Below are 22,586 nucleotides of genomic sequence, written 5' to 3'. Positions count from 1 at the left end.
CATGGCGGTTTTGTTTTTATCTGTTGGATTCAAACACCACATAGAGCTTGCGGCAGGGAACCGTTACCTGCCAACTGCCGCGAAACCCGGCCGGGATAACAAACCTGTCGCCGGGGCCAACTTCGAGATGATTTCCCTGTTCATCGCTGATGACACTGTTACCCTCGAGGATTTCGCAATACTCGTGCTCAGTGTAGTTAACTTTCCAAGTGCCTGTTTCGCTTTGCCAAATTCCGGTATGAAACTGCTCACAGGGGCTGGAGTAATGGTTCTCCAGTCGTTGGCGCGGCGCGCCCTGCAGACGCTTTTCCTCAGCGATGGAGTATTCACTTATCTCGGGAGTATTGCGCGCCAGTACTCTGATATTGTTGATGTGCATCAGGCTCTCCCTCTCTCCCTATTTCATAGTCGGCATGATGAAATCGGCACTCAGCTGTTTGGGCCAGCGGGCGGTAACGGCTTTGCGCCGGGTGTAGAAGCGAACTCCATCCGGGCCGTGCATATGCAGTGGGCCAAACAGCGAGCGTTTCCAACCGCCGAAACTGTGAAATGCCATAGGCACAGGGATAGGCACATTGACCCCCACCATGCCGACTTGCACCGAGTGGCAAAAGTCGCGCGCCAGCTCGCCGCTCTGGGTAAAGATGGCGGTGCCGTTGCCGAACTCATGTTGATTGATAAGAGCCAGCGCCGAGTCATAGTCGGCCACCCTGACTATGCAAAGCACAGGGCCGAAGATCTCTTCCCGGTAAATCTGCATCTCAGGGGTGACGCCATCGAACAGGGTCGCACCGAGAAAGAAACCTTCGCTGTCTGCCAAGGTATTGCGGCCATCGACCAGACAAACTGCGCCCTGCTGTATACCGCTGTCTATATAGCTGCAGACCTTGTCCAGATGCGCGCGGGAGATGAGCGGCCCCATTTCCATACCCGGCTCCAGGCCGTTACCTACCTTGAGCGCGGCTATCTTGGGTTGCAGTTTTTCTATCAGGGCATCGGCCACATCAGCAACCGCCAGTACCACGGAAATAGCCATACAGCGCTCGCCGGCAGAACCATAGGCCGCCCCCATCAGGGCGTTACTGGCCAGTTCCAGATCGGCATCCGGCATCAGCAGCATGTGGTTCTTGGCGCCGCCGAGTGCCTGTACCCGCTTGCCGTGAACCGATGCCTTACTGTAGATATACTCGGCCACAGGCGTTGAACCGACAAAGGAGATGGCCTGAACATCCTGATGGCAGAGCAGGGTATCTACCGCCAGCTTGTCGCCGTTGATAACATTGAAAACCCCATCCGGCAGCCCGGCCTGGGTCAACAGCTCGGCAATTCTGAGTACCGGCGCCGGATTCTTTTCCGATGGCTTCATCACAAAGGTATTGCCGCAGGCGATGGCAATCGGGAACATCCACATGGGAACCATCACAGGGAAATTGAACGGCGAAATGCCGGCAACCACCCCGAGCGGTTGATTGATGCTCCAGGCATCGACGCCAGTGCCAACCTGTTCAGTGTGTTCCCCCTTGAGAAGATGGGGAATGCCGCAGGCAAACTCCACCACTTCCAGTCCTCGAACCAACTCGCCCCTGGCATCCTCAAGCACTTTGCCGTGTTGCAGGCAGATAAGCTCGGCCAGCTCATCCATGTGGGCTTCTACCAGGGCTTTGAAGCGAAACAGCACCCGCGCCCGGTTAAGGGGCGATACCTTTGACCAAGCGTCAAAAGCCTGTTTGGCCGAGTCTATTGCCCGCTCTGTATCTGCCTTGGAGGCGAGGGCGACTCTGGCTTGCTCTTTGCCGTTGGCCGGGTTGAAAATCGGCAGTGAAGCCTGTGCCCGGCTGCCATCTGTTTCATGTCCATCTATATAGTGGCTGTAAATATGCATAACTATCCTGTGTGCTTCAGTCGACGGTTTGGATGGCGTCGGCCAGGGTGGAAATCAGTTGATCTATTTGGAACTCTTCCACTATCAGCGGCGGAGAGAGGGCTATGATGTCGGCGGTGGCCCGTACCAGCGCACCTTGCCAGAAACAGCGCTCGAAAATCTGATAGCCGCGTTTGCCGACACCTTGCGGGCTGGGGGCCAGTTGAATGCCACCCACCAGGCCGGTATTGCGAATATCGATGACATTGGGCAGCCCCTTGAGACTGTGCAGCGCCTGCTCAAAATAGGGCGCCAGCGCTGTAGTGCGCTCAAACAGCTTTTCGTCACGGTAGATATCCAGGGTGGCCAGTGCCGCCGCTGCCGCAACCGGATGCCCCGAATAGGTATAGCCGTGAAAGAACTCGATCATCGCCTCGGGGCCCTGCATACAGGCATCGTGAATCGCTTGCTGCACAAACACCGCGCCCATGGGGATGGCGCCATTGTTGAGCGCCTTGGCCGTGGTCATTATGTCCGGAGTCACATCCCAGTGGTTGCTGGCAAAAGCGCCGCCCACCCGGCCAAAACCTGTGATCACCTCATCGAATATCAGCAAGATGCCGTATTTTTGAGTGATCTCCCGAAGGCGCTTGAGATAGCCCTTGGGGGGCAATATTACCCCGGCCGAACCTGACATGGGCTCGACGATAACGGCGGCGATATTCTCGGCGCCATGCAGGGCAATCAGCCCCTCGAGCGCCTCGGCCTTGTCGGCGCCATGCTCGGGCAAGCCGCGGCTGAAGGCGTTGGCTTTCATATCCAGAGTGTGGGGCAGGTGATCGACGCCGCCGAGGAGCTGCGGGCTGAAACCTTTGCGGTTATTACCAATTCCGCCCACCGAAATACCGCCAAACCCCACACCGTGATAGCCCAGCTCACGGCCGATAAAACGGCTGCGGCTCGGCTCGCCATTGGCTCTGTGGTAACACAGCGCCAGCTTGAGTGCGGTGTCGACTGACTCTGAGCCCGAGTTGGTAAAGAAGATACGGTTCATGCCGGGCGGGGCGATTTCACTGAGGCGCTCGGCCAACTCGAATGCCAACGGATGGCCCATCTGAAAGCTGGGGGCATAGTCCATTTCGCGGATCTGACGGCTGACCGCCTCGCTGATCTCCGCCCGGCCATGGCCGGCATTACAGCACCAAAGACCTGCGGTGCCGTCCAGCACCTGACGGCCATCGACATCCCGGTAATACATGCCTTCGGCCGAAGCCAGTAGCCTGGGAGTCTGCTTGAATTGACGGTTGGCACTGAAAGGCATCCAGTAATGCTCGAGATTGCCCTGTGTTTTCGCCTGTTGTTTTAGCTCTGCCATAAGCATTAACCTTAGTGTTGCGGGCTTGTTAATGGTGATTGATATTTCGCTATGCTATGTCAGAAATAATGAACATGGAAGGCCTGTGTGCAATTATTTATGCCAAAAAATCTATTTTTGTAAAATATATTGAATTTATGCCGTGCTCGAGGCTAATCTGGAGCGACCCGAATAACTGGCGATGGCTGCACGAGTTGGCCGCGATAGGCCTACTGAGGTAGTGGAATGCCCGCTTGCAAGCAGATGAGAGGATTTATGAGTACACCGCAAACCCGTCAGCAATGGCAGCAGTTGGCCGCGCAATTGCAGATCTGTGGCCAGGCCTTTATCCATGGAGAGTATTGTGCAGCCGTATCCGGCGAGACCTTCGATTGCATCAGCCCTGTGGATGGCAACAAGCTTGCCGCCGTAGCCAGTTGCGATCTGGCCGATGCCGAGGCGGCGGTGGCCAGTGCCAGAGCCAGTTTTGAATCCGGAGTCTGGTCGCGAATGGCGCCGGTAGAGCGCAAAAAGGTGATGATACGCTTTGCCGATTTGCTGGAGGTGCATAGTGATGAACTGGCCTTGCTGGAAACCCTGGATATGGGCAAGCCAATCCGTTTTTCCAAGTCGGTGGATGTGACCAATGCCGCCAGGGCCTTGCGTTGGTCCGGCGAAGCGGTAGACAAGATTTACGACGAGATAGCGCCCACCGCTGACAATGAAATCGGCATGATCACCCGTGAGCCTGTCGGGGTGGTGGCCGCGATTGTGCCGTGGAACTTCCCCCTGTTGATGGCCTGCTGGAAACTGGGGCCGGCGCTGGCCAGCGGTAACTCTGTTATCCTCAAACCCTCGGAAAAATCCCCTTTGACGGCGATTCGTATGGCTGCCATTGCCTTGGAAGCCGGGATCCCGCCCGGAGTGCTCAATGTATTGCCCGGTTTTGGTCATACCGTTGGCAAGGCGCTGGCGCTGCATATGGATGTCGATACCCTGGTGTTTACCGGCTCCACCAAGATAGCCAAGCAACTGATGGTCTACGCCGGTCAGTCCAATATGAAACGTGTGTGGTTGGAGGCCGGTGGCAAGAGCCCGCACATAGTCTTTAACGATTGCCCGGATCTCAAGGCGGCGGCGCAGGCGGCAGCTTCGGCCATCGCCTTCAACCAGGGCGAAGTTTGCACCGCAGGTTCGCGCCTGCTGGTGGAATCCGGGGTCAAGGAGCAACTGATAGCGCTCATTATCGACGAGCTCAAATCCTGGCAGCCGGGGCATCCGCTGGATCCGGATACCGTCAGTGGCGCGGTGGTGGATCAGCAGCAGCTGCAGACTATTCTCGGTTATATCGAGGCGGGTAAGCAGCAAGGTGCTGTGCTGGCCTGTGGCGGCGAGCAACTCATGGCTGAAATCGGTGGCGTTTATGTGGCGCCGACTCTGTTTCGTGAAGTGAATAACCAGATGAGTATCGCCCGCGAGGAGATCTTCGGTCCTGTACTGAGTGTGATTGAATTTGAGGGAATGGAGCAGGCGATAGCCATAGGCAACGATAGCATCTATGGCCTGGCGGCCGGTGTGTGGACTTCTGATCTCAGCAAGGCCCACAGAACCGCCAAGGCGCTGAGAAGCGGTATGGTGTGGATCAATCATTATGACGGCGGCGATATGACGGCGCCCTTCGGTGGTTATAAGCAGTCGGGTAACGGCCGCGATAAGTCACTACATGCTTTTGATAAATACACAGAGATTAAGGCGACCTGGATAGCCATTTAATCGGTTTGCTGTAATAGACAATCCCCCTGCATTACGGGGGGAAAGAGGCTAAGTTCAGGGCTTGAGATGTTCACGCACAGGTTCAAACAGCGCATCAAGTAGCACTTGAGTGCGGTTATCTTCGACTCGCAGCTCCAGCCAACCGTCACTGCCGAGAATTTCAAGCTGCCTGCACACGAGTTTCGGCGGTGAGGCTTGCAGTTCCCCCTTGAGGCGAAAAATCCCCAGCGGCGTATGAATGCGGCTGATATCGAAGCGAGTATTCACGACTGCCACAACGCCTTTGCTGCACTTGTTTTCAAAATGGCTCCCTATTCAACATACACTTGTCTTCAAAACAGGCCTTTTCAAAACAGGCCTTGTTCAGAATAGATCCTTGAATCTATGGTACAGCATGCCTGCCGCCAGAATGGGCGAGCGCAGCGCCGGGCCACCCGGGAAGGTCATATGCTCTATTGAGGCAAAGATATCGAAGCGCTCAGCCTGCTGACTGATAGCTTCTGCCAGCAGACGCCCCGCCATATGGGTGGCGTTGACGCCGTGCCCGGCATAGGCCTGGGCGAAATAGATGTTGGGGCTATCCGGCAACCTGCCTATCTGCGGCATACGATTGGCGCCTATCCCTATCATGCCGCCCCACTGATAATCTATTTTCACGCCCTTGAGTGCCGGGAAGACTCTTTCCATATTGGGCCTGAGCGCGGCGCAAATGTCCTTGGGATCTCTGCCCGAGTAGTTGCACAGCCCGCCAAATAACAGGCGGTTGTCGGCCGACAGATGAAAATAGTCCAGTGCTATGCTCATATCGGCGAAGGCCATATTCTGCGGAATAATGTCAGCGCAGAGTGCTTGCGACAGGGGCTCGGTCGCCAGCAGATAACTGCCGGCCGGTAGCACCTTGCCGCCGATATGAGGTTCGAGTTTGGCACCTATATAGGCATTGCCGGCCAAAATCAGATAGCGGCAACGGACTTCACCTCTCTCAGTCCTGACCCGTATCTGCTCGCCCTTGATGATTTCGGTGGCGGCGCTGTCTTCATAGATGTTAACCCCCAGGCTTCGGGCTGCACGGGCCTCGCCGAGGGCCAGATTCAAAGGGTGCAGATGGCCGCTGCCCATGTCGCTGAGCGCGCCGAGATAACGCTCAGAGCCTATGACTTCCGGCAACTGTTCCTTGGACAACAGCTTGAGCTTATGTGGGTAGCCAAGTTGCTCAAGCTCGGTAAGCTCCTGCTCAAGCTCCTGCATATGTCTTGGTTTCAGCGCCAGATCGCAGTAGCCCCAGCGCAGATCGCAATCGATTTGATATTGCGCGATCCGTTGCCGAACGATGTCGACGGCTTCAAAACCCATCTGCTTGATAGCCAGCACACCTTCTTTACCTATACTGGGCTCAAACTGTTCAATATTATGACCAATACCGCGGATCAACTCCCCGCCATTACGCCCTGAGGCGCCCCAGCCCACTTTTTTGGCTTCCAGTATGGTGACCCCAAAGCCTCGTTCAGCCAGTTCGATGGCACTGTTGAGGCCGCTGAAACCGGCGCCTATTACGCAGACATCTGTCTCCAAGGACTCTTCCAGCCTGGGATGCTGAAACAATTCTTTGGCGGTCGCATGGTAAAAAGAGGCGGGATAGTTGTCACTGTGAATGGGGGACTGGATTGGCATCATGGCTCCGTTCTTGTTATAAGTTTGGACTCGGCTGGTTACACCTGACGGTCGTCGCACTCTTGCCTTCAAAGTGTTCGTTTTATTTAACATGCTTTTGTCATATAATACAAAACAATTTCACCGGGACCCTGGTTGCCCTTGTGCAGAAGCCGCTGCCGACCGTGTCCTGTAACCGCCTGATAAGAGATTTTTGGGGGATTTGCGATTTGGATATAGGTGCCAGCCTCAAGGCTGTTAGAAAGATGAAAGGCCTGTCCCAGCGTGAGCTGGCTAAACGCGCCGGGGTGACCAACAGCACCATCTCTATGATAGAGAAAAACAGTGTCAGCCCTTCAGTCAGTTCACTCAAGAAAGTGCTTTCGGGGATCCCCATGTCGCTGGTGGAGTTTTTCTCCATAGGTGAAAACGGCTCTACCGAGCAAAAAGTGGTGTATCGCTCCAATGAGCTTTTGGATATAGGCACTGGGCCGCTGGAGTTCAAGCTTATTGGTCGGGATTACCCCAACCGTGCCATGTCTGTGATGTCAGAGACTTATCCCCCGGGCGCCGATACGGGTGAAGAGATGCTGCGCCACGAAGGGGAAGAAGCGGCGCTGGTGATCACCGGTCGCTTTGAACTGACGGTCGGTGAAGAGGTGTTTATTCTGGAGGCCGGTGACAGTTACTATTTCAATAGCGAACAACCACACAGGTTTCGCAACCCTTTTGATGAACCCTGTCATCTGGTCAGTGCCACCACTCCTGCCAACTTTTGATCTTCCATTTCCTCAGCTGATTGCGATTTGCTGCCCGTAAATTCACTTCGGGCAGCATATTTGCCTGAAAGTGTAAATAATATCGACCGTATAACCCCGTGTGCACCGAATTGGTGCCCGCTGAACCAGTGTGATGCAAAGCCAACTTTTTGCTTTGTTCAAGCTTATTTACACCTATCTCAAACACAAGGTGTTTTTAAATATTCATTTAAAAATAGAGGCTTAAATGATTTCAGCTTGGCGCTGCGTTTAACAGGATATTAACCTCTTGCCTGTGCGAAAAAATCCGTGTAGTGTGTGAAAAAATGAACATTTGCTTTAGTGAATGTTCAAAACTGAGACCTGGATTTGAGTGTTTTGGGGTGAGATATGGCACAGGCAGCAATGGCGTTGGTGGGTGTAACCGCATGCAATGAGCAGTTGGGGCTGCATCCTTTCAATATTGTTGGCGAGAAATACCTCCTGGGCGTGGTCGAAGGTGCCGGAGCCTGGCCCCTGGTGATCCCGGCATTGGGGGCCGATACCCCGATAGCACAACTGCTCGAACGCCTGGACGGCATATTGTTTACCGGCTCCCCCTCCAATGTTGAACCTCATCATTACCAAGGCCCGGCCAGCGAGCCGGGCACCCACCATGATCCCAAGCGGGATGACACTACCTTGCCTTTAATTCGCGCCGCCATAGAGGCCGGAGTGCCGGTGCTCGGGATCTGCCGTGGCTTTCAGGAAATGAATGTGGTTTACGGCGGCAGTTTGCACCAGAAGCTCTATGAAGTGGGTGGTTTTATTGAACACAGAGAAGACAAGAGCGCGCCACTGGAAGTGCAGTATGGCTTGTCCCACGAGGTCAGCATAGAACCTGGAGGGATGCTTTTCGACGCCTGGGGCCGTAGCCATGCGATGGTTAATTCCGTCCATACTCAGGGCGTGGAGCGCCTGGGTCAGGGGTTGCGGCCTGAAGCGCATGCTCCAGATGGTCTGATTGAAGCCTTCTCTGTCACCGACGCCAAGGCATTCGCCTTGGGAGTGCAGTGGCATCCGGAATGGCAGGTCAGAAATAACCCCTTCTACAGCGCAATTTTTAAGGCCTTTGGGGAGGCTTGCAGTCTTAGGGCGCAACAGCGGAATAAATAATATGAATAAGCTTGAAGCCTTCTTAAAAGAACAAAAAATAACTGAAGTTGAATGTGTTATCTGCGATATGACAGGTATCGCCCGCGGCAAAATTGCCCCGGTAGACAAGTTTATCGATGAAAAGGGCATGCGGCTGCCCGAGAGTGTGCTGCTGCAAACCGTAACCGGCGATTATGTCGATGATGAGGCCTACTATGGTCTGCTCAACAGCGCCGATATCGACTTTGTCTGCGTGCCAGATGAAAACGCGGTCTTTATGTTGCCCTGGACCCTGGAAGCCACGGCTCAGGTGATCCACGATACCTATGACAAGATGGGCAATCCGCTGGAGCTGTCGCCGCGCAACGTATTGAAAAAAGTGCTCAAGCTCTATGAAGATAAGGGCTGGGAGCCGGTGATTGCCCCTGAGATGGAGTTTTATCTCACCAGTCGCAGTGACGATCCTGATCTGCCACTCAAGCCCCCGGTTGGTCGTTCCGGCCGCGCCGAATCCGGACGTCAGTCCTTCTCCATCGATGCCGCCAATGAGTATGACCCCCTGTTTGAGGATATGTACGACTGGTGTGAGGCGCAGGAGCTGGATATCGATACCCTGATCCACGAGGAAGGCACGGCGCAGATGGAGATCAACTTCAGCCACGGTAATCCACTGGCGCTGGCGGATCAGGTGTTTGTGTTCAAACGCACCCTGAGAGAGGCCGCCCTCAAGCACGGCGTCTGCGCCACCTTTATGGCCAAGCCTGTGACCAATGAGCCAGGCAGCGCCATGCACCTGCATCAGAGCGTTATCGACAAGGAAACCGGCAAGAATATCTTCACCCGCGAAGATGGCACCATGAGCCAGAACTTCCTCAGTTATATCGGCGGGCTGCAGCGCTTTATGCCGGAATTTCTGCCGTTGATGGCGCCCAACGTCAATTCATTCCGCCGCTTCCTGCCGGGCACCTCGGCGCCGGTCAATCTGGAGTGGGGCGAGGAGAATCGCACCTGTGGCCTGAGGATCCCCGAGTCTTCACCGCAAAATCGCCGCATTGAAAACCGTATCCCGGGGGCCGATGCCAACGCCTATCTGGCCATTGCCGCCAGCTTGTTGTGCGGCTATTTGGGAATCGTTGAAGATGTGAAACCTTCGACGCCGGTGCAGGGCCGGGCCAATGAAGACCGCTCGGGGATCTCTTTGCCGCAGACGCTGGAAGAGGCGATGGCCATGATGGAAGAGAGCCAATATTGCCGTAAATATCTGGGGGAAGACTTCACCACAGGTTTTGTTGCGGTCAAGCGCGCCGAGCTTGAGAATTTTCGCCGGGTGGTGAGTTCCTGGGAGCGGGAATTCCTGCTGCTGACTGTCTAAGGAGGGAGAGATGAAATCACAACAGACCCAAGGCTGGCAGGCCAAGGACCATGCCCACCACTTGCATCCCTTTACCGATCCCAAGGCGTTGAAACAGGCCGGCGGGCGGGTGATTACCCGCGCCGATGGCGTCTATATCTGGGATTCACAGGGCAATCAAATTCTCGATGGCATGGCCGGACTCTGGTGCGTCAACATGGGCTATGGCCTGCGTTCCGTCGCCGATGTGGCGGCGCATCAGTTGCTGGAACTGCCTTACTACAATAGCTTCTTTCAGTGCAGCCACCCGCCGGCGATTGAACTGGCCGCCGAGATAGCCGCGCTGGCACCACCTCATATGAACAAGGTGTTTTTTACCGGCTCTGGTTCAGAGGCCAATGACACCAACTTGCGCCTGGTGCGTCATTACTGGGACATCCAGGGCAAGCCGGAGAAGAAAACCATTATCTCGCGCCACAATGCCTATCACGGTTCCACAGTTGCCGGTGCCAGTCTTGGTGGCATGAGCGGTATGCATGCCCAGGGCGATCTGCCCATTCCAGGCATAGTCCACATCGCCCAACCTTACTGGTATGGCGAAGGCCAGGGACTGTCTGCCGAAGAGTTTGGCATTCGCTGTGCCCGCGAGCTTGAAAGCAAGATCCTCGAGCTGGGTGAAGACAAGGTGGCGGCCTTTATTGCCGAGCCTATTCAGGGCGCAGGCGGCGTGATAGTCCCGCCGGACAGCTATTGGCCGGAGATCAAAAAGATCCTCGCCAAGTACGACATATTGTTCATCCTCGATGAAGTGATCACCGGCTTTGGCCGCACCGGCTGTTACTTTGCCGCCGAGTATTACGATCTTGAACCGGATCTGATCACCATAGCCAAGGGGATGACTTCGGGCTACGCCCCCATGGGCGGGGTGATAGTGTCGGATAAAGTCGCCGATGCGCTGGATAAGGGCGGTGAATTTGCCCACGGCTACACTTATTCGGGCCATCCACTCAGTGCCGCGGTGGCACTGGAAAACTTACGCCTGATGAAGCAGCAAAACATAGTCGCCAAAGTGGCCGAGGAAACCGCGCCTTATCTGCAGCAGCGGCTGCGGCAAGTCTTGGCCCAGCATCCGCTGGTGGGCGAGGTGCGCGGCGTTGGCATGGTGGCCGCGCTGGAACTGGTCGCCGATAAGGCAAGTCATCAGCGCTTTGCTGCCGAGCTTGGGGTAGGTACTCAGTGCCGGGAGCATTCCATCGCCAGTGGCTTGGTGATGCGGGCGGTGGGAGACACTATGATCATCGCGCCACCCCTGGTGATAACCCAGGCTCAAATCGATGAGTTGGTAACAAAGGCGAAACAAGCGCTCGATATGACCTACGCGGATGTACAAAAGTCGAACGACTAAGATTGCCTGCCATTGGCGGTAAGGGCATGATATACCTTGCTGCCAAGGCGCCGATGCGGGTTTTAGGGAGTAGCATTGGTGACACTAATAACAATGACAATAAGTTAACAATTGAAGGCGGGTTACAACCGCTGCTACCCGTAAAAGGAGAGAGCATGAAGCTATTGACCAAAGTAACGTCTGTGGCACTGTTGGGAGGCCTTGCGGCCGCTGCCACGGCCCAGGCCGAAGAAGTCGTCCGGGTGTATAACTGGAGTGACTATATCGCCGAAGATACCCTGGCAAACTTCCAGAAGGAAACCGGGATCCGGGTGATCTATGACGTATTTGACAGCAACGAAGTGGTTGAAGCCAAACTGCTTTCCGGCCGCTCCGGTTATGACATTGTCGTGCCTTCGAACAACTTTCTTGCCAAGCAGATCAAGGCCGGGGCCTTTAAGCCTCTGGATAAAAGCAAGCTGAGCAACTATCAGAATCTGGATCCCCAGTTGATGAAACAGCTGGAGAAGGCCGATCCGGGCAATCAGTATGCCGTGCCTTACCTCTGGGGCACCAACGGCATAGGCTATAACGTCGCCAAGGTAAAAGAGCTGCTGGGAGAGGATGCACCCACAGATTCGCTCGAACTGATGTTCAACCCCAAGTATGCCCAGAAGCTGTCATCCTGCGGCATGTCCATGCTGGACTCGGCCGATGATATGGTGCCGCAGGCGCTGATCTATCTGGGATTTGATCCCAACAGTACCAAGGCGGCCGACTTTGAAAAGGCCGGTGAAGTGCTGGCCAAGATACGGCCTTATATCACCTATTTCCACTCATCGCGCTATATCTCGGATCTGGCCAATGGTGATATCTGTGTCGCCTTCGGTTTCTCCGGCGATATCCTCCAGGCGGCTACCCGCGCCGATGAGGCCGGTAACGGCAACAAGATTGCCTATACCATTCCCAAGGAAGGCGCCAACCTCTGGTTCGATATGTTGGCTATTCCTGCCGACGCCGGCAATGTCGACAATGCGCTGACCTTTATCAACTATCTGCTAAGGCCGGAAGTGATAGCCCCCATCTCCAACTATGTTTCCTACGCCAACCCCAATGTACCGGCGCAGAAACTGGTGGATGAGTCTATCCGCAACGATCCCGGCATCTATCCACCACAGGCAACTCTGGACAACCTGTATGTGGGGGAAATTCGTCCACTCAAGGCCCAGCGGGCCCTGACCCGGGTTTGGACCAAGGTTAAATCCGGCCAATAACAATAACTCAGGGGCCAGCTGCCCCTTCATTGCCTGATTGCGTAGTACAGGCAAACTTTACTCGTTCCACCAGCGGCGGCCGCTGAGCCGCCCATTTGGTATTTTGCGGAGAAGTATTATGGCAATCACCTCGGGCATTCCTGTCAAACCCAATAATAAACCCCAGGATGAAGTGCTGCTCAAAATCGAGCGGGTCAGCAAGCTCTTTGACGATGTTCGCGCCGTGGATGATGTGTCGCTGACCATCAATAAGGGCGAGATCTTTGCCTTGCTCGGCGGCTCAGGCTCAGGCAAGTCGACTCTTTTGAGAATGTTGGCCGGTTTTGAAAAGCCTACCGAAGGACGCATTTTTCTCGATGGTCAGGACATTACCCACCTGCCGCCCTATGAACGCCCCATCAATATGATGTTCCAATCCTACGCCCTGTTTCCCCATATGACGGTGGCGCAGAATATCGCCTTCGGTCTCAAGCAGGACAAGTTACCCAAGGCTGAAATCGAGCAGCGGGTGCAGGAGATGCTCAAGCTGGTGCATATGGAAAAATATGCCCGCCGCAAGCCGCATCAACTCTCCGGCGGTCAGCGCCAGCGGGTGGCGTTGGCCCGTTCTTTGGCCAAGCGGCCGAAACTCCTGTTGCTTGACGAGCCCATGGGAGCGCTGGATAAAAAACTGCGGACCCAGATGCAGCTGGAGGTGGTGGAAATTCTCGAGCGGGTAGGGGTGACCTGCGTCATGGTTACCCATGATCAGGAAGAAGCCATGACCATGGCCGAGCGGATTGCCATCATGAGCGATGGCTGGATAGCCCAGACCGGCTCGCCTATGGATATCTATGAAAGCCCCAACAGCCGGATGATTGCCGAGTTTATCGGCACAGTGAATCTGTTTGAGGGGGAGATCACCGCCGATGAGGTGGACCATGTGATCATTCAATCAGAGAGCCTGAACCAGGCGTTTTACGTGGGTTATGGGGTGTCTACCAGTGTCGAGGATAAGCATGTCTGGTTGGCGGTCAGGCCGGAAAAAACCCTGATAAGCCGCGAGCAGCCCGAAGAGCAATATAACTGGGCCAAGGGCATAGTTCACGATATCGCCTATCTCGGTGGTTTCTCCGTGTATTACATTCGCCTTGGCAATGGTCAGATAGTCCAGTGCAGCATGACCAACCGTGAACGCCGCGCCGATCACCCCACCTGGGATGATGAAGTCTATATCAGCTGGGAGGACACCAGTGGCGTGGTGTTAAGATCATGAAGAAGCTCAAGTTAGGATTCAAAGGCCGCCACCTGACCATAGGCTTTCCCTATCTGTGGTTGCTGCTGTTTTTCGCGCTGCCGTTCGCCATAGTACTGAAGATAAGCTTTTCCACCGCGGCGATTGCCATTCCGCCCTATGAACCAAGCTTTCAGTATGCCGACGAAGTGCTGCAGGTATTTATCAACCTGAGTAACTATCTGTTGCTGCTCAGCGACTCCATGTACTACTCGGCCTATCTCAACTCGCTCAAGATGGCGCTGGTTTCCACCCTAGGCTGTCTGCTGCTGGGGTATCCCATGGCCTATGCCATTGCCCGGGCGCCGGCCAGGTTGCAGACAGTGCTGCTATTGTTGGTGATGTTACCCTCCTGGACCTCATTTCTTATTCGGGTCTACGCCTGGATGGGGATTTTGAGTAACACTGGGCTTATCAATAACCTGCTGCTGGGGCTCGGGATTGTTGATGAGCCGCTGCAGATGCTCAATACCAATCTGGCGGTGTATATCGGCATCATCTATGCGTATCTGCCCTTTATGATACTGCCGCTGTACGCCACCTTGGTGAAGCTGGATGTCAGCCTGTTGGAAGCCGCGGCCGATCTCGGCTCCCGCAGTCTCAATACCTTCTGGAAAGTGACGCTGCCCCTGTCCACGAGCGGCGTCATTGCCGGTTCCATGCTGGTGTTTATTCCGGCCGTGGGGGAGTTTGTGATCCCCGAGCTGCTTGGCGGGCCGGACTCGCTGATGATAGGTAAGGTGCTGTGGCAGGAGTTCTTCAACAACCGTGACTGGCCGGTGGCTTCATCGCTGGCGATAGTGATGCTGGTGCTGCTGATTGTGCCCATCACCCTGTTCCATCGCTATCAGAGCCGCAGTCTGGAGAAAGAGATATGAAGAAGCTGAGTTTCTCGACCCTGATGTTATGGATTGGGCTGGTGTTTCTGTATGCCCCCATGTTTATTCTGATTTTCTACTCTTTCAACGCCTCCAAACTGGTAACTGTCTGGGGCGGCTTTTCCGCCAAGTGGTACGCCGAGCTGTTTGCCGATCAGCAGATACTGGATGCGGTCTGGACCAGTCTGCAAATCGCCTTTTACAGCTCTACCATGGCGGTGATCATAGGCACTATGGCGGCCTTTGTGATGACACGTTTTCGTCGCTCCTGGGCCAAGCTGACGCTGTCGAACATGATTACGGCGCCCTTGGTTATGCCCGAGGTGATCACGGGTCTGTCGCTGATGCTGCTGTTTGTGCATATGTCGGATCTGCTCGGTTGGCCGGCTGAGCGGGGCAGGATGACAGTCTGGATTGCCCATTCAACCTTCTGCGCCGCCTATGTGGCCGTGGTGGTGTCATCGCGCCTCAGAGAGTTGGATCTCTCTATTGAAGAGGCGGCGATGGATCTGGGGGCGACACCGCTGAAGACCTTCTTCCTGATAACTGTGCCCATGATAGCCCCGGCGCTGATGGCGGGCTGGCTGTTGTCGTTCAGCCTGTCGCTGGACGATCTGGTGATTGCCAGCTTCGCCTCGGGACCTGGCGCCACCACACTGCCTATGGTGGTGTTCTCCTCGGTGCGGCTCGGGGTGTCCCCCAAGATCAACGCCCTGGCGACACTGATCATTCTGGTGGTATCCCTGATCGCTTTCCTGTCCTGGTATCTGGCGCGCCGCGCCGAACGCCGCAGCAGACAAACAGAGGAATAACAATTAGGCGGTTGGCTGTGACAGCCACCGCCGCTATTTTTCTTATGTGTTTTAAATTTTGAACAAAGTGTGTTTTATAATGCGTTTTCTACTGGTTTTAGTCGATTTAACTGTGTAGGATGATGCAAGTGTTAAAAATAACAAACATAAAAGGCTGGATTAACCATGACTGCCACTGCCCACACCTCCTCTTATTATGCCGATTCGGCCAATGACACCCGTGAACGCAACAGCTTAAGCGAGGTGCTGGAAACCGATGTCTGTGTGATAGGGGCCGGTTATACCGGACTCAGCTCGGCGCTGCACCTGTTGGAGGCCGGTTTCAAGGTGGTGGTATTGGAAGCGGCCAGAGTGGGTTGGGGCGCCTCTGGCCGCAACGGTGGCCAGATAGTCAACAGCTACAGCCGCGATCTCGATGTGATAGAGAGCACTGTCGGTAAGGCGCAGGCCAAGCTCTTTGGCGAAATGGCCTTCGAGGGCGGCCGCATCATCCGCGAACGCATCGAAAAATACCAGATAGATTGTGACCTCAAAAACGGCGGAGTATTTGCCGCCATCAACCGCAAACAGATGGGGCATCTGCAGCAGCAAAAAGCCCTCTGGGAGCGATATGGCCACACAGAACAGCTGCAGCTGTTGGATGATGCCGGCATTCGCCAGGTGGTCAATACAGACCGTTATATCGGCGGCTTGCTGGACAAGAGTGGTGGCCATATCCATCCGCTGAACCTGGCGCTGGGTGAGGCGAGGGCGGTGGAATCTCTCGGTGGAAAAATTTTTGAGGATTCGGCCGTAGTACGTATCGACGAAGGGGAGTACCCTATAGTACATACCGCCAATGGCCAGGTTAAGGCCAGGTTTGTGGTGGTGGCAGGAAATGCCTATCTTGGCAAACTGCTGCCCCAACTTGCTGCCAAATCCATGCCTTGCGGTACCCAGGTAATCACGACAGAACCCTTGGGTGAAGAGTTGGCCCACAGTCTGTTGCCGCAGGACTACTGCGTCGAGGACTGTAACTATCTGCTGGATTATTTCCGCCTGTCGGCCGACAAACGCCTGATCTATGGTGGCGGTGTAGTGTACGGCGCCCGAGATCCGGAGAATATCAAAGCGATTATCCTGCCCAAGCTGATCAAGACCTTCCCCCAATTGAAAGGGGTCCGTATCGACTATACCTGGACAGGCAACTTTCTGCTGACACTCTCCCGTTTGCCTCAGGTCGGCAGGATTGGCAGCAACATCTATTACTCCCAGGGCTGCAGTGGTCATGGGGTGACTTATACCCACCTGGCGGGCAAGTTGATTGCCGAGGTGCTGACCGGACAGGCGGAGCGTTTCGATGCTTTTGCCAGCCTGCCCCATTATCCATTTCCCGGCGGACATGCCCTGCGAGTCCCCTTTTCTGCGCTCGGCGCCTGGTATTACAGCCTGAGGGACAAACTGGGTATTTGATGCCTATCCGTACAAGGGCGCTTGGCGCCCATTTAAAGGAGTCGCAATGAAACTTAATCAGAGTGAGCTGCTGCGTGAACAAGCCTATATCGATGGCCAGTGGCTGGACGCAGACTCAGGCAAGAAGGTCAATATTTTCAACCCGGCCACCGGCGAGCGTATCGGCAGTGTGCCCGAGATGGGCGCATTTGAAACCCACAGAGCCATAGATGCCGCCGAGCGGGCTCTTCCGGCCTGGCGGGCGTTGACCGCCAAAGAGCGCAGCAGCATTCTCAAACGCTGGTTCGAGCTTATCAACCAACACGCCGATGACCTGGCGCTGCTGATGACCACAGAGCAGGGTAAGCCTCTGGCAGAAGCCCGCGGTGAGGTCACCTATGCTGCTTCCTTTATCGAGTGGTTTGCCGAAGAGGGCAAGCGGGTTTACGGCGATACGATCCCAGGCCATCAACAGGACAAGCGCCTGTTGGTGATCAAGCAGCCCGTGGGCGTGACCGCGGCCATTACGCCCTGGAACTTCCCGGCGGCGATGATCACCCGTAAGGCGGGTCCTGCACTGGCGGCCGGTTGCACCATGATAGTCAAACCGGCGCCGCAGACCCCTTTTACCGCTCTGGCGCTGGCCTACCTGGCGATTGAAGCGGGCATTCCTCCCGGCGTCTTCAGCGTGATTACCGGTGATGCCAAGGCGATAGGCAATACCCTTTGCGACAGCGCCGTGGTGCGTAAGCTGTCTTTCACCGGCTCGACCGGCGTGGGCATTCATCTAATGCAGCAATGCGCCGCCACCCTGAAGAAACTGTCACTGGAGCTCGGCGGCAACGCGCCCTTTATCGTGTTTGATGATGCTGATCTGGATGCTGCGGTCGAAGGGGCGATGATCTCCAAATACCGCAATGCCGGCCAGACCTGCGTCTGCGCCAACCGCATCTATGTGCAGTCGTCCGTTTATGATGCTTTTAGCGAAAAGCTGGCCGCCAAAGTGGCCGAGCTCAAGGTGGGTGTTGGCACAGAGTCCGGCATTACCACAGGGCCGCTTATCGACAAGAATGCGGTGAAAAAGGTGCAGGCTCATCTCGAGGATGCCGTCTCCAAAGGCGCCAGAGTCAAGACAGGCGGCCGGGCGCTGGGCGGTAACTTCTTCGAGCCCACTATTTTGACCGAGGTAAATGGCAGCATGCGGGTCGCCAAAGAGGAAACCTTTGGCCCGCTGGCGCCGCTGTTCCGCTTCGACAGTGTCGATGAAGTGATCGCCATGGCCAACGATACCGAGTTTGGCTTGGCGGCCTATTTCTACGCCAGGGATATCTCCAGAGTCTGGAAAGTCGCCGAGGCGCTGGAATACGGCATGGTGGGGATCAATACCGGGCTTATCTCCAACGAAGTGGCGCCTTTTGGTGGCATCAAGGCCTCGGGGCTGGGACGGGAAGGCTCTAAATACGGCATAGAGGAATATCTGGAGATCAAGTATCTCTGCCTCTCGGTCTGATTAACCCATGTCCCGGCGATGCCGGGACAACAACAGAGGATAGCAGGATGATAAGCAATGACTCTCTGATGGTGCGGCGCCAGGCCGCAGTGGCACCGGGTGTGGGACAGATACACCCTGTGTTTGTGGAACGGGCGGAAAATGCCCGGGTATGGGACGTCGAGGGCCGCGAATATCTGGACTTTGCCGGTGGCATAGCCGTGCTCAATACCGGGCACCTGCATCCCAGAGTCAAGCAGGCGGTTGCCCGCCAGTTGGAAGATTTCTCCCATACCTGTTTTATGGTGCTGGGCTATGAGAGTTATGTGGCCGTCTGCGAGAAGCTCAACGCCCTGGTCCCCGGGGATTTCGCCAAGAAGTCGGCGCTGTTTACCAGTGGCTCGGAGGCGGTGGAAAATGCTCTTAAGGTCGCCAGGGCCTATACCAAACGCAGCGGCGTCATCGCCTTTACCTCAGGCTATCATGGCCGCACCATGGCAACGCTGGCACTCACCGGCAAAGTGGCGCCCTACAGTAAGGGCATGGGGCTGATGCAGGCCAACGTGTTTCGCGCCCAGTATCCCTGCGCGCTGCATGGGGTGAGTGACGACGATGCGATGAAGTCCATCGAGCAGATTTTCAAGAATGATGCCGAACCGGCGGATATTGCCGCCATTATTCTTGAGCCGGTGCAGGGCGAGGGCGGCTTCTATGCCGCATCCCCCGAGTTTATGGCGCGGCTGCGCAAGCTGTGTGACAAGGAAGGGATAGTGCTGATTGCCGATGAGGTGCAGACGGGCGCCGGCCGTACCGGCACCTTCTTTGCCATGGAGCAGATGGGTGTTGCCGCCGATATCACGACTTTTGCCAAGTCCATTGCCGGTGGTTTCCCGCTCTCCGGCATTACCGGCCGGGCCGAGATGATGGATGCCATAGGCCCCGGCGGTTTGGGAGGCACCTATGGCGGCAATCCGCTTGCCTGCGCTGCCGCCCTGGCGGTGATAGAAACCTTCGAGAAGGAACAGCTGCTGGCGCGGGCTAACCAGGTGGGTACTGTCATTAAAGAAGCGCTTGGCAAGCTGCAGCAGGAGTACGACTTTATTGCCGATGTTCGCGGCCTGGGCGCCATGGTGGCCATGGAGCTGGTTGAAGACGGTGTGCCCAAGCCCGAGTATTGTGCACGAGTCCTCACCTTGGCGCGGGAGCGCGGTCTTATCCTGCTTTCCTGTGGCACTTATGGCAATGTGCTGCGCCTCTTGGTGCCTTTGACCGTCAGTGACAGGGATCTACAGCAGGGGCTGGAGATTATTGCCGAGTGTTTCCGGCAACTGCGTAGTTGAGCCAGAAGGATGATAGGGAAGCCCAGCGCTTCCCTTTTTTTATGTCTGTAGTAAAAAGAGGCTTATTCATTTGAGTTGCTTGAGGCTTGGCCTGTCCAAGCTGCAATTTTGTCGCTGTTAACTTTTTTGTCTGCACGCGCATTGTGCCCGACGCTGGCGCAGTTGCGACATAGTCAAAACGATCAGATGGATAAACTCAAGATCTGACGAAAGCCCCCGGCCTTGGCTGGGGGGCTTTTTAGCGGGGCGGGAGAAGCCTTCGGATCAATGTCCCTGATGTTCATCGGACAGGGACGCAACAGTATCAACCACATTGCGGGCACCATCGAGAATTGCGCTCATTAGGTCCGCGACATCCTGCAGTTGGATTTTACCTTGGTTGGCCGCCTCGGCCACCGCCGCCATTTCCCGGGTGGCCTTGTCTGTAAGCTGACCATTTTGACTGACGACAGAGCCTATCTCCTTGGTGGACTCACTGGTGCGGGCCGCCAGTTGCCTGACTTCATCGGCGACAACGGCAAAGCCCCGACCCTGCTCACCGGCGCGGGCCGCTTCAATTGCGGCATTGAGCGCCAACAGATTGGTCTGCTCGGCAATGGCGCTGATGGTCGAGACAATTGCCTGAATATGGCGCGACTGCTCATTGAGTTGAGTTATCGCCTCTGCGGCCTGCTGCACCTGATAGGTTATGCTGTTGGAGGTAACAGTTACCCTGTCGAGACTATCTATGGCTTGCTCGACTGTGGCACCGGTATTCAGCGCCGTGCTGTGGGCTATTTCGGTCGCTTCTTTAATCGCCTGGGACTTTTCTATCCTGGCGGTGATATCACTGGCAAACTTAATCACCTTGATTACCTTACCGGCGGCATTGCGTATTGGGTTATAGCTGGCCTCTAGCCAGACGGTTTGTCCCAGCTTATTGAAGCGTTTAAACAGCCCAGACTTGAATTGGCCCTTGTTGAGCTCTTCCCAAAAATGGGGGTGTTCCCGGTAGAAGGTTTCGTCACAAAACAGCTTGTGGTGTTGTCCCTTCAGTTCGGTCCGGGTATAGCCCATGACATTGAGAAAATTGGCATTGGCTTCAATGATATTGCCCTTGGGGTCAAACTCGATAATCGCCTGGGAGTTATCCAGGGCGTTGGCCACTGCTTTTTGAGTGTCGGTTTCCATTTGGCTGTTGGTGACATCGGCGGCAATTTTCATGACGCGGGTGACTTTACCCTGCTCAAACACAGGGAAGTAGGTGGCCTGCAAATAGATGCTGCTGCCATCTGCATGGCGACGTTCAAACACCCCTGCAGCGGCTTTCCCCTGCCTGAGCTGCTCCCAAAACCTGCGGTACTGGGTTGAGGCGGCATAATCGGTTTGACACAAGCTTTTGTGAGGCATGCCTTTGAGCTTTTCCTGTTCCAGGCCAAACAACTCGGCAAACAGGCGATTGGCTTCTATCACAGTGCCTTCGGGTGTGAACACCACACAGGCAAGCGACTGCTCTATGGCTTGTACTGTTGCCAGTTGCCTGGATAGCTGCAATTGACATTGTTCCAGCGCATGTCTGGACGATTTATTGAAGAACATAAAACAGATCCCCACTTGTTAGGTTTAGTCGGCAGCTTGCTGTCGGCTCGTATTCTGAGGCGAGGATCCATTTCGCAGTCGTTATTCCTGATAGGCTGCATATTTTTACTTATTATAGCGTCGCTGAAAGGTAGCATAAGTGTGGCAGAGTGAAAGCGGTAAATGATATTAAGCTTCAACTGTCACACCTTGGAGCCTGTGCTGTGTGGCATGAAAGGTTCCGGCGCACAGACTAGCAAGTTTTTGTTAACTTAAGATTTCGACACCTTTGCCAATCACGGGAATACCCTTAATATTTGGCCTTCAGCTTTTGTCGCAAACTCTCATCTCTGGCGGCTTTGGTGACTTCAAGGGCGATATTGCGCCTGAGGCGAATTAACCAGCTGTCGATTTTGGCCTGGTCCATTTTGCAATCGCAGCGGCTGGAGATCAGGCTAAGCTGCAGTTCCTGTGCCTGTCGTGCGACTTCTACTTCGACCGTGTATCCCTTGTAGTTATTGAGCCGGGCGAGCCAGGTGCCATCAGCGGCAGTTTCCAGTTCCCAGTTATCCCGGGTAACGGCCCGCTGCAACATGGCGGGGATATCCTGCACATAACCACCTGTGGGTACTGGGTTTTGCCAGCGTTGCAATTGATATTCAGTCTCGGCGGAAGCCGGGTTCAGCCATACCAGATTCAGCAGCAGCGGCAGTAGTATTCGTTTCATGATTTTTTCAGCTCCTGGGCGATGGAGAGACGCAGATTCTTGATGTAGTTGTAATAGCCACGGCCATTCTTGTAGCAGATATCATCAATCAGCTTCTTGCAGACAAAATCCCCCAGGGCGGCGTGGTATTTAAGCTGAATATAGTTGGCGTCGTATTCAATGCGCATCACATTAGTGTCGCCACGATAGTCGAAACGGGCCAGGATATAGCCCTCACCTTCGCCCTCGTATACCCAGGCAAAGCCCTTGGTGCTGAGCATACCTTCGAGAATGGCATAACGAACCTGGGCCTCACTGGCTCCCGCTACCGGGATCTCTTGATGAACGGCTTCGATATAGCGGTTTGAGGATTTGGGCTTGGCATTTTTGTTGATGACCAGCTCGCCGGGGGCGGCTTGCAACGACAGGGAGAAACCGAGGGCGAATAACGCCCCCAGAATGGATTGGACTTGCATATCAGAATCCTTCTGAAAAAGGCTGCGAAAGTCCGAGTCTAGCGAAAAGCCAAGGCACTTGAAAGAGCACTTGAAACAGCTCTTG

20 protein-coding genes are annotated in these 22,586 nt (G+C 55.2%); 12 read left to right on the top strand and 8 right to left on the bottom strand.

What is annotated here, in order from left to right; translation table 11 throughout:
• Nucleotides 1–16 precede the first annotated feature (16 nt).
• From CX650_RS12025 to aptA, 3 genes are read right to left on the bottom strand one after another with little or no spacing between them, the layout of a single operon-like run.
• Nucleotides 17–379, bottom strand: coding sequence for a cupin domain-containing protein (locus CX650_RS12025; RefSeq protein ID WP_071477029.1), 363 nt, complete (start codon nt 377–379; stop codon nt 17–19).
• 18 nt (nt 380–397) lie between these two features.
• Nucleotides 398–1,882 (bottom strand): CoA-acylating methylmalonate-semialdehyde dehydrogenase, encoded by a 1,485-nt coding sequence (locus CX650_RS12020; RefSeq protein WP_101095948.1) that lies wholly within the window; start codon nt 1,880–1,882, stop codon nt 398–400.
• A gap of 16 nt (nt 1,883–1,898) precedes the next feature.
• A complete protein-coding gene (gene aptA, locus CX650_RS12015) occupies nt 1,899–3,236 on the bottom strand; it encodes an omega-aminotransferase AptA (RefSeq protein WP_101095947.1) in 1,338 nt (445 codons plus the stop codon).
• 255 nt (nt 3,237–3,491) lie between these two features.
• On the opposite strand from aptA, the gene CX650_RS12010 reads away from it, so the two are divergent.
• The gene (locus CX650_RS12010; RefSeq protein WP_101095946.1) at nt 3,492–4,988 is read left to right on the top strand and encodes an aldehyde dehydrogenase; all 1,497 of its coding nucleotides are present in this window, start codon (nt 3,492–3,494) and stop codon (nt 4,986–4,988) included.
• 54 nt (nt 4,989–5,042) lie between these two features.
• Here CX650_RS12010 and CX650_RS12005 read toward each other — a convergent pair whose 3' ends face one another.
• The gene (locus CX650_RS12005; RefSeq protein ID WP_157823023.1) at nt 5,043–5,264 is read right to left on the bottom strand and encodes a hypothetical protein; all 222 of its coding nucleotides are present in this window, start codon (nt 5,262–5,264) and stop codon (nt 5,043–5,045) included.
• Between the two features lie 87 nt (nt 5,265–5,351).
• Entirely contained in the window at nt 5,352–6,659 is a 1,308-nt protein-coding gene (locus CX650_RS12000; RefSeq protein WP_101095967.1) for an NAD(P)/FAD-dependent oxidoreductase, read from the bottom strand.
• Between the two features lie 209 nt (nt 6,660–6,868).
• Here CX650_RS12000 and CX650_RS11995 point away from each other — a divergent pair, with 209 nt between their 5' ends.
• The 11 genes from CX650_RS11995 (at nt 6,869) to gabT (ending at nt 19,762) form a co-directional block, all read left to right on the top strand.
• A complete protein-coding gene (locus CX650_RS11995) occupies nt 6,869–7,417 on the top strand; it encodes a cupin domain-containing protein (RefSeq protein ID WP_039034340.1) in 549 nt (182 codons plus the stop codon).
• 369 nt (nt 7,418–7,786) lie between these two features.
• Nucleotides 7,787–8,551, top strand: a complete 765-nt coding sequence (locus tag CX650_RS11990) for a gamma-glutamyl-gamma-aminobutyrate hydrolase family protein (RefSeq protein WP_071477026.1) — start codon at nt 7,787–7,789, stop codon at nt 8,549–8,551.
• A 1-nt stretch (nt 8,552) separates the two neighbouring features.
• Entirely contained in the window at nt 8,553–9,902 is a 1,350-nt protein-coding gene (locus tag CX650_RS11985) for a glutamine synthetase family protein (RefSeq protein WP_028780689.1), read from the top strand.
• A gap of 10 nt (nt 9,903–9,912) precedes the next feature.
• Nucleotides 9,913–11,286 carry an aspartate aminotransferase family protein gene (locus tag CX650_RS11980; RefSeq protein WP_101095944.1) on the top strand — a complete coding sequence of 458 codons (1,374 nt, stop codon included), beginning with the start codon at nt 9,913–9,915 and terminating at the stop codon, nt 11,284–11,286.
• 155 nt (nt 11,287–11,441) lie between these two features.
• Nucleotides 11,442–12,539: a polyamine ABC transporter substrate-binding protein gene (locus CX650_RS11975; RefSeq protein ID WP_101095943.1), complete on the top strand. Its 1,098-nt coding sequence runs from the start codon at nt 11,442–11,444 to the stop codon at nt 12,537–12,539.
• A 118-nt stretch (nt 12,540–12,657) separates the two neighbouring features.
• A complete protein-coding gene (gene potA / locus CX650_RS11970) occupies nt 12,658–13,794 on the top strand; it encodes a polyamine ABC transporter ATP-binding protein (RefSeq protein WP_101095942.1) in 1,137 nt (378 codons plus the stop codon).
• The gene (locus CX650_RS11965) at nt 13,791–14,690 is read left to right on the top strand and encodes an ABC transporter permease subunit (RefSeq protein ID WP_101095941.1); all 900 of its coding nucleotides are present in this window, start codon (nt 13,791–13,793) and stop codon (nt 14,688–14,690) included. The genes potA and CX650_RS11965 overlap by 4 nt, the downstream gene beginning before the upstream one ends.
• Nucleotides 14,687–15,502 carry an ABC transporter permease subunit gene (locus CX650_RS11960; RefSeq protein ID WP_025009896.1) on the top strand — a complete coding sequence of 272 codons (816 nt, stop codon included), beginning with the start codon at nt 14,687–14,689 and terminating at the stop codon, nt 15,500–15,502. The genes CX650_RS11965 and CX650_RS11960 overlap by 4 nt, the downstream gene beginning before the upstream one ends.
• Nucleotides 15,503–15,667: 165 nt before the next feature.
• Nucleotides 15,668–16,954: an NAD(P)/FAD-dependent oxidoreductase gene (locus tag CX650_RS11955; RefSeq protein WP_101095940.1), complete on the top strand. Its 1,287-nt coding sequence runs from the start codon at nt 15,668–15,670 to the stop codon at nt 16,952–16,954.
• A gap of 46 nt (nt 16,955–17,000) precedes the next feature.
• On the top strand, nt 17,001–18,443 hold the full coding sequence (gene gabD, locus CX650_RS11950; protein WP_101058981.1) for an NADP-dependent succinate-semialdehyde dehydrogenase: 1,443 nt from the start codon (nt 17,001–17,003) through the stop codon (nt 18,441–18,443).
• Between the two features lie 47 nt (nt 18,444–18,490).
• Entirely contained in the window at nt 18,491–19,762 is a 1,272-nt protein-coding gene (gene gabT / locus CX650_RS11945) for a 4-aminobutyrate--2-oxoglutarate transaminase (RefSeq protein WP_025887874.1), read from the top strand.
• Nucleotides 19,763–20,026: 264 nt separating this feature from the next.
• On the opposite strand, the gene CX650_RS20555 is transcribed toward gabT, so the two are convergent.
• From CX650_RS20555 to CX650_RS11930, 3 genes are all read right to left on the bottom strand, one after another.
• Complete coding sequence (locus CX650_RS20555) at nt 20,027–21,340, bottom strand: methyl-accepting chemotaxis protein (protein ID WP_101095939.1); 1,314 nt, start codon at nt 21,338–21,340, stop codon at nt 20,027–20,029.
• Nucleotides 21,341–21,629: 289 nt separating this feature from the next.
• Nucleotides 21,630–22,046: a hypothetical protein gene (locus CX650_RS11935; RefSeq protein ID WP_101095938.1), complete on the bottom strand. Its 417-nt coding sequence runs from the start codon at nt 22,044–22,046 to the stop codon at nt 21,630–21,632.
• Nucleotides 22,043–22,501: a hypothetical protein gene (locus CX650_RS11930; RefSeq protein ID WP_101095937.1), complete on the bottom strand. Its 459-nt coding sequence runs from the start codon at nt 22,499–22,501 to the stop codon at nt 22,043–22,045. The genes CX650_RS11935 and CX650_RS11930 overlap by 4 nt, the downstream gene beginning before the upstream one ends.
• Between the last annotated feature and the right edge of the window lie 85 nt (nt 22,502–22,586).

The sequence above is a fragment of the Shewanella indica genome, from assembly GCF_002836975.1.
Lineage (GTDB): Bacteria > Pseudomonadota > Gammaproteobacteria > Enterobacterales > Shewanellaceae > Shewanella > Shewanella indica.
The sequence above is the reverse complement of the archived record's forward strand: the minus strand, read 5'-3'. Positions and strand labels throughout refer to the sequence as shown.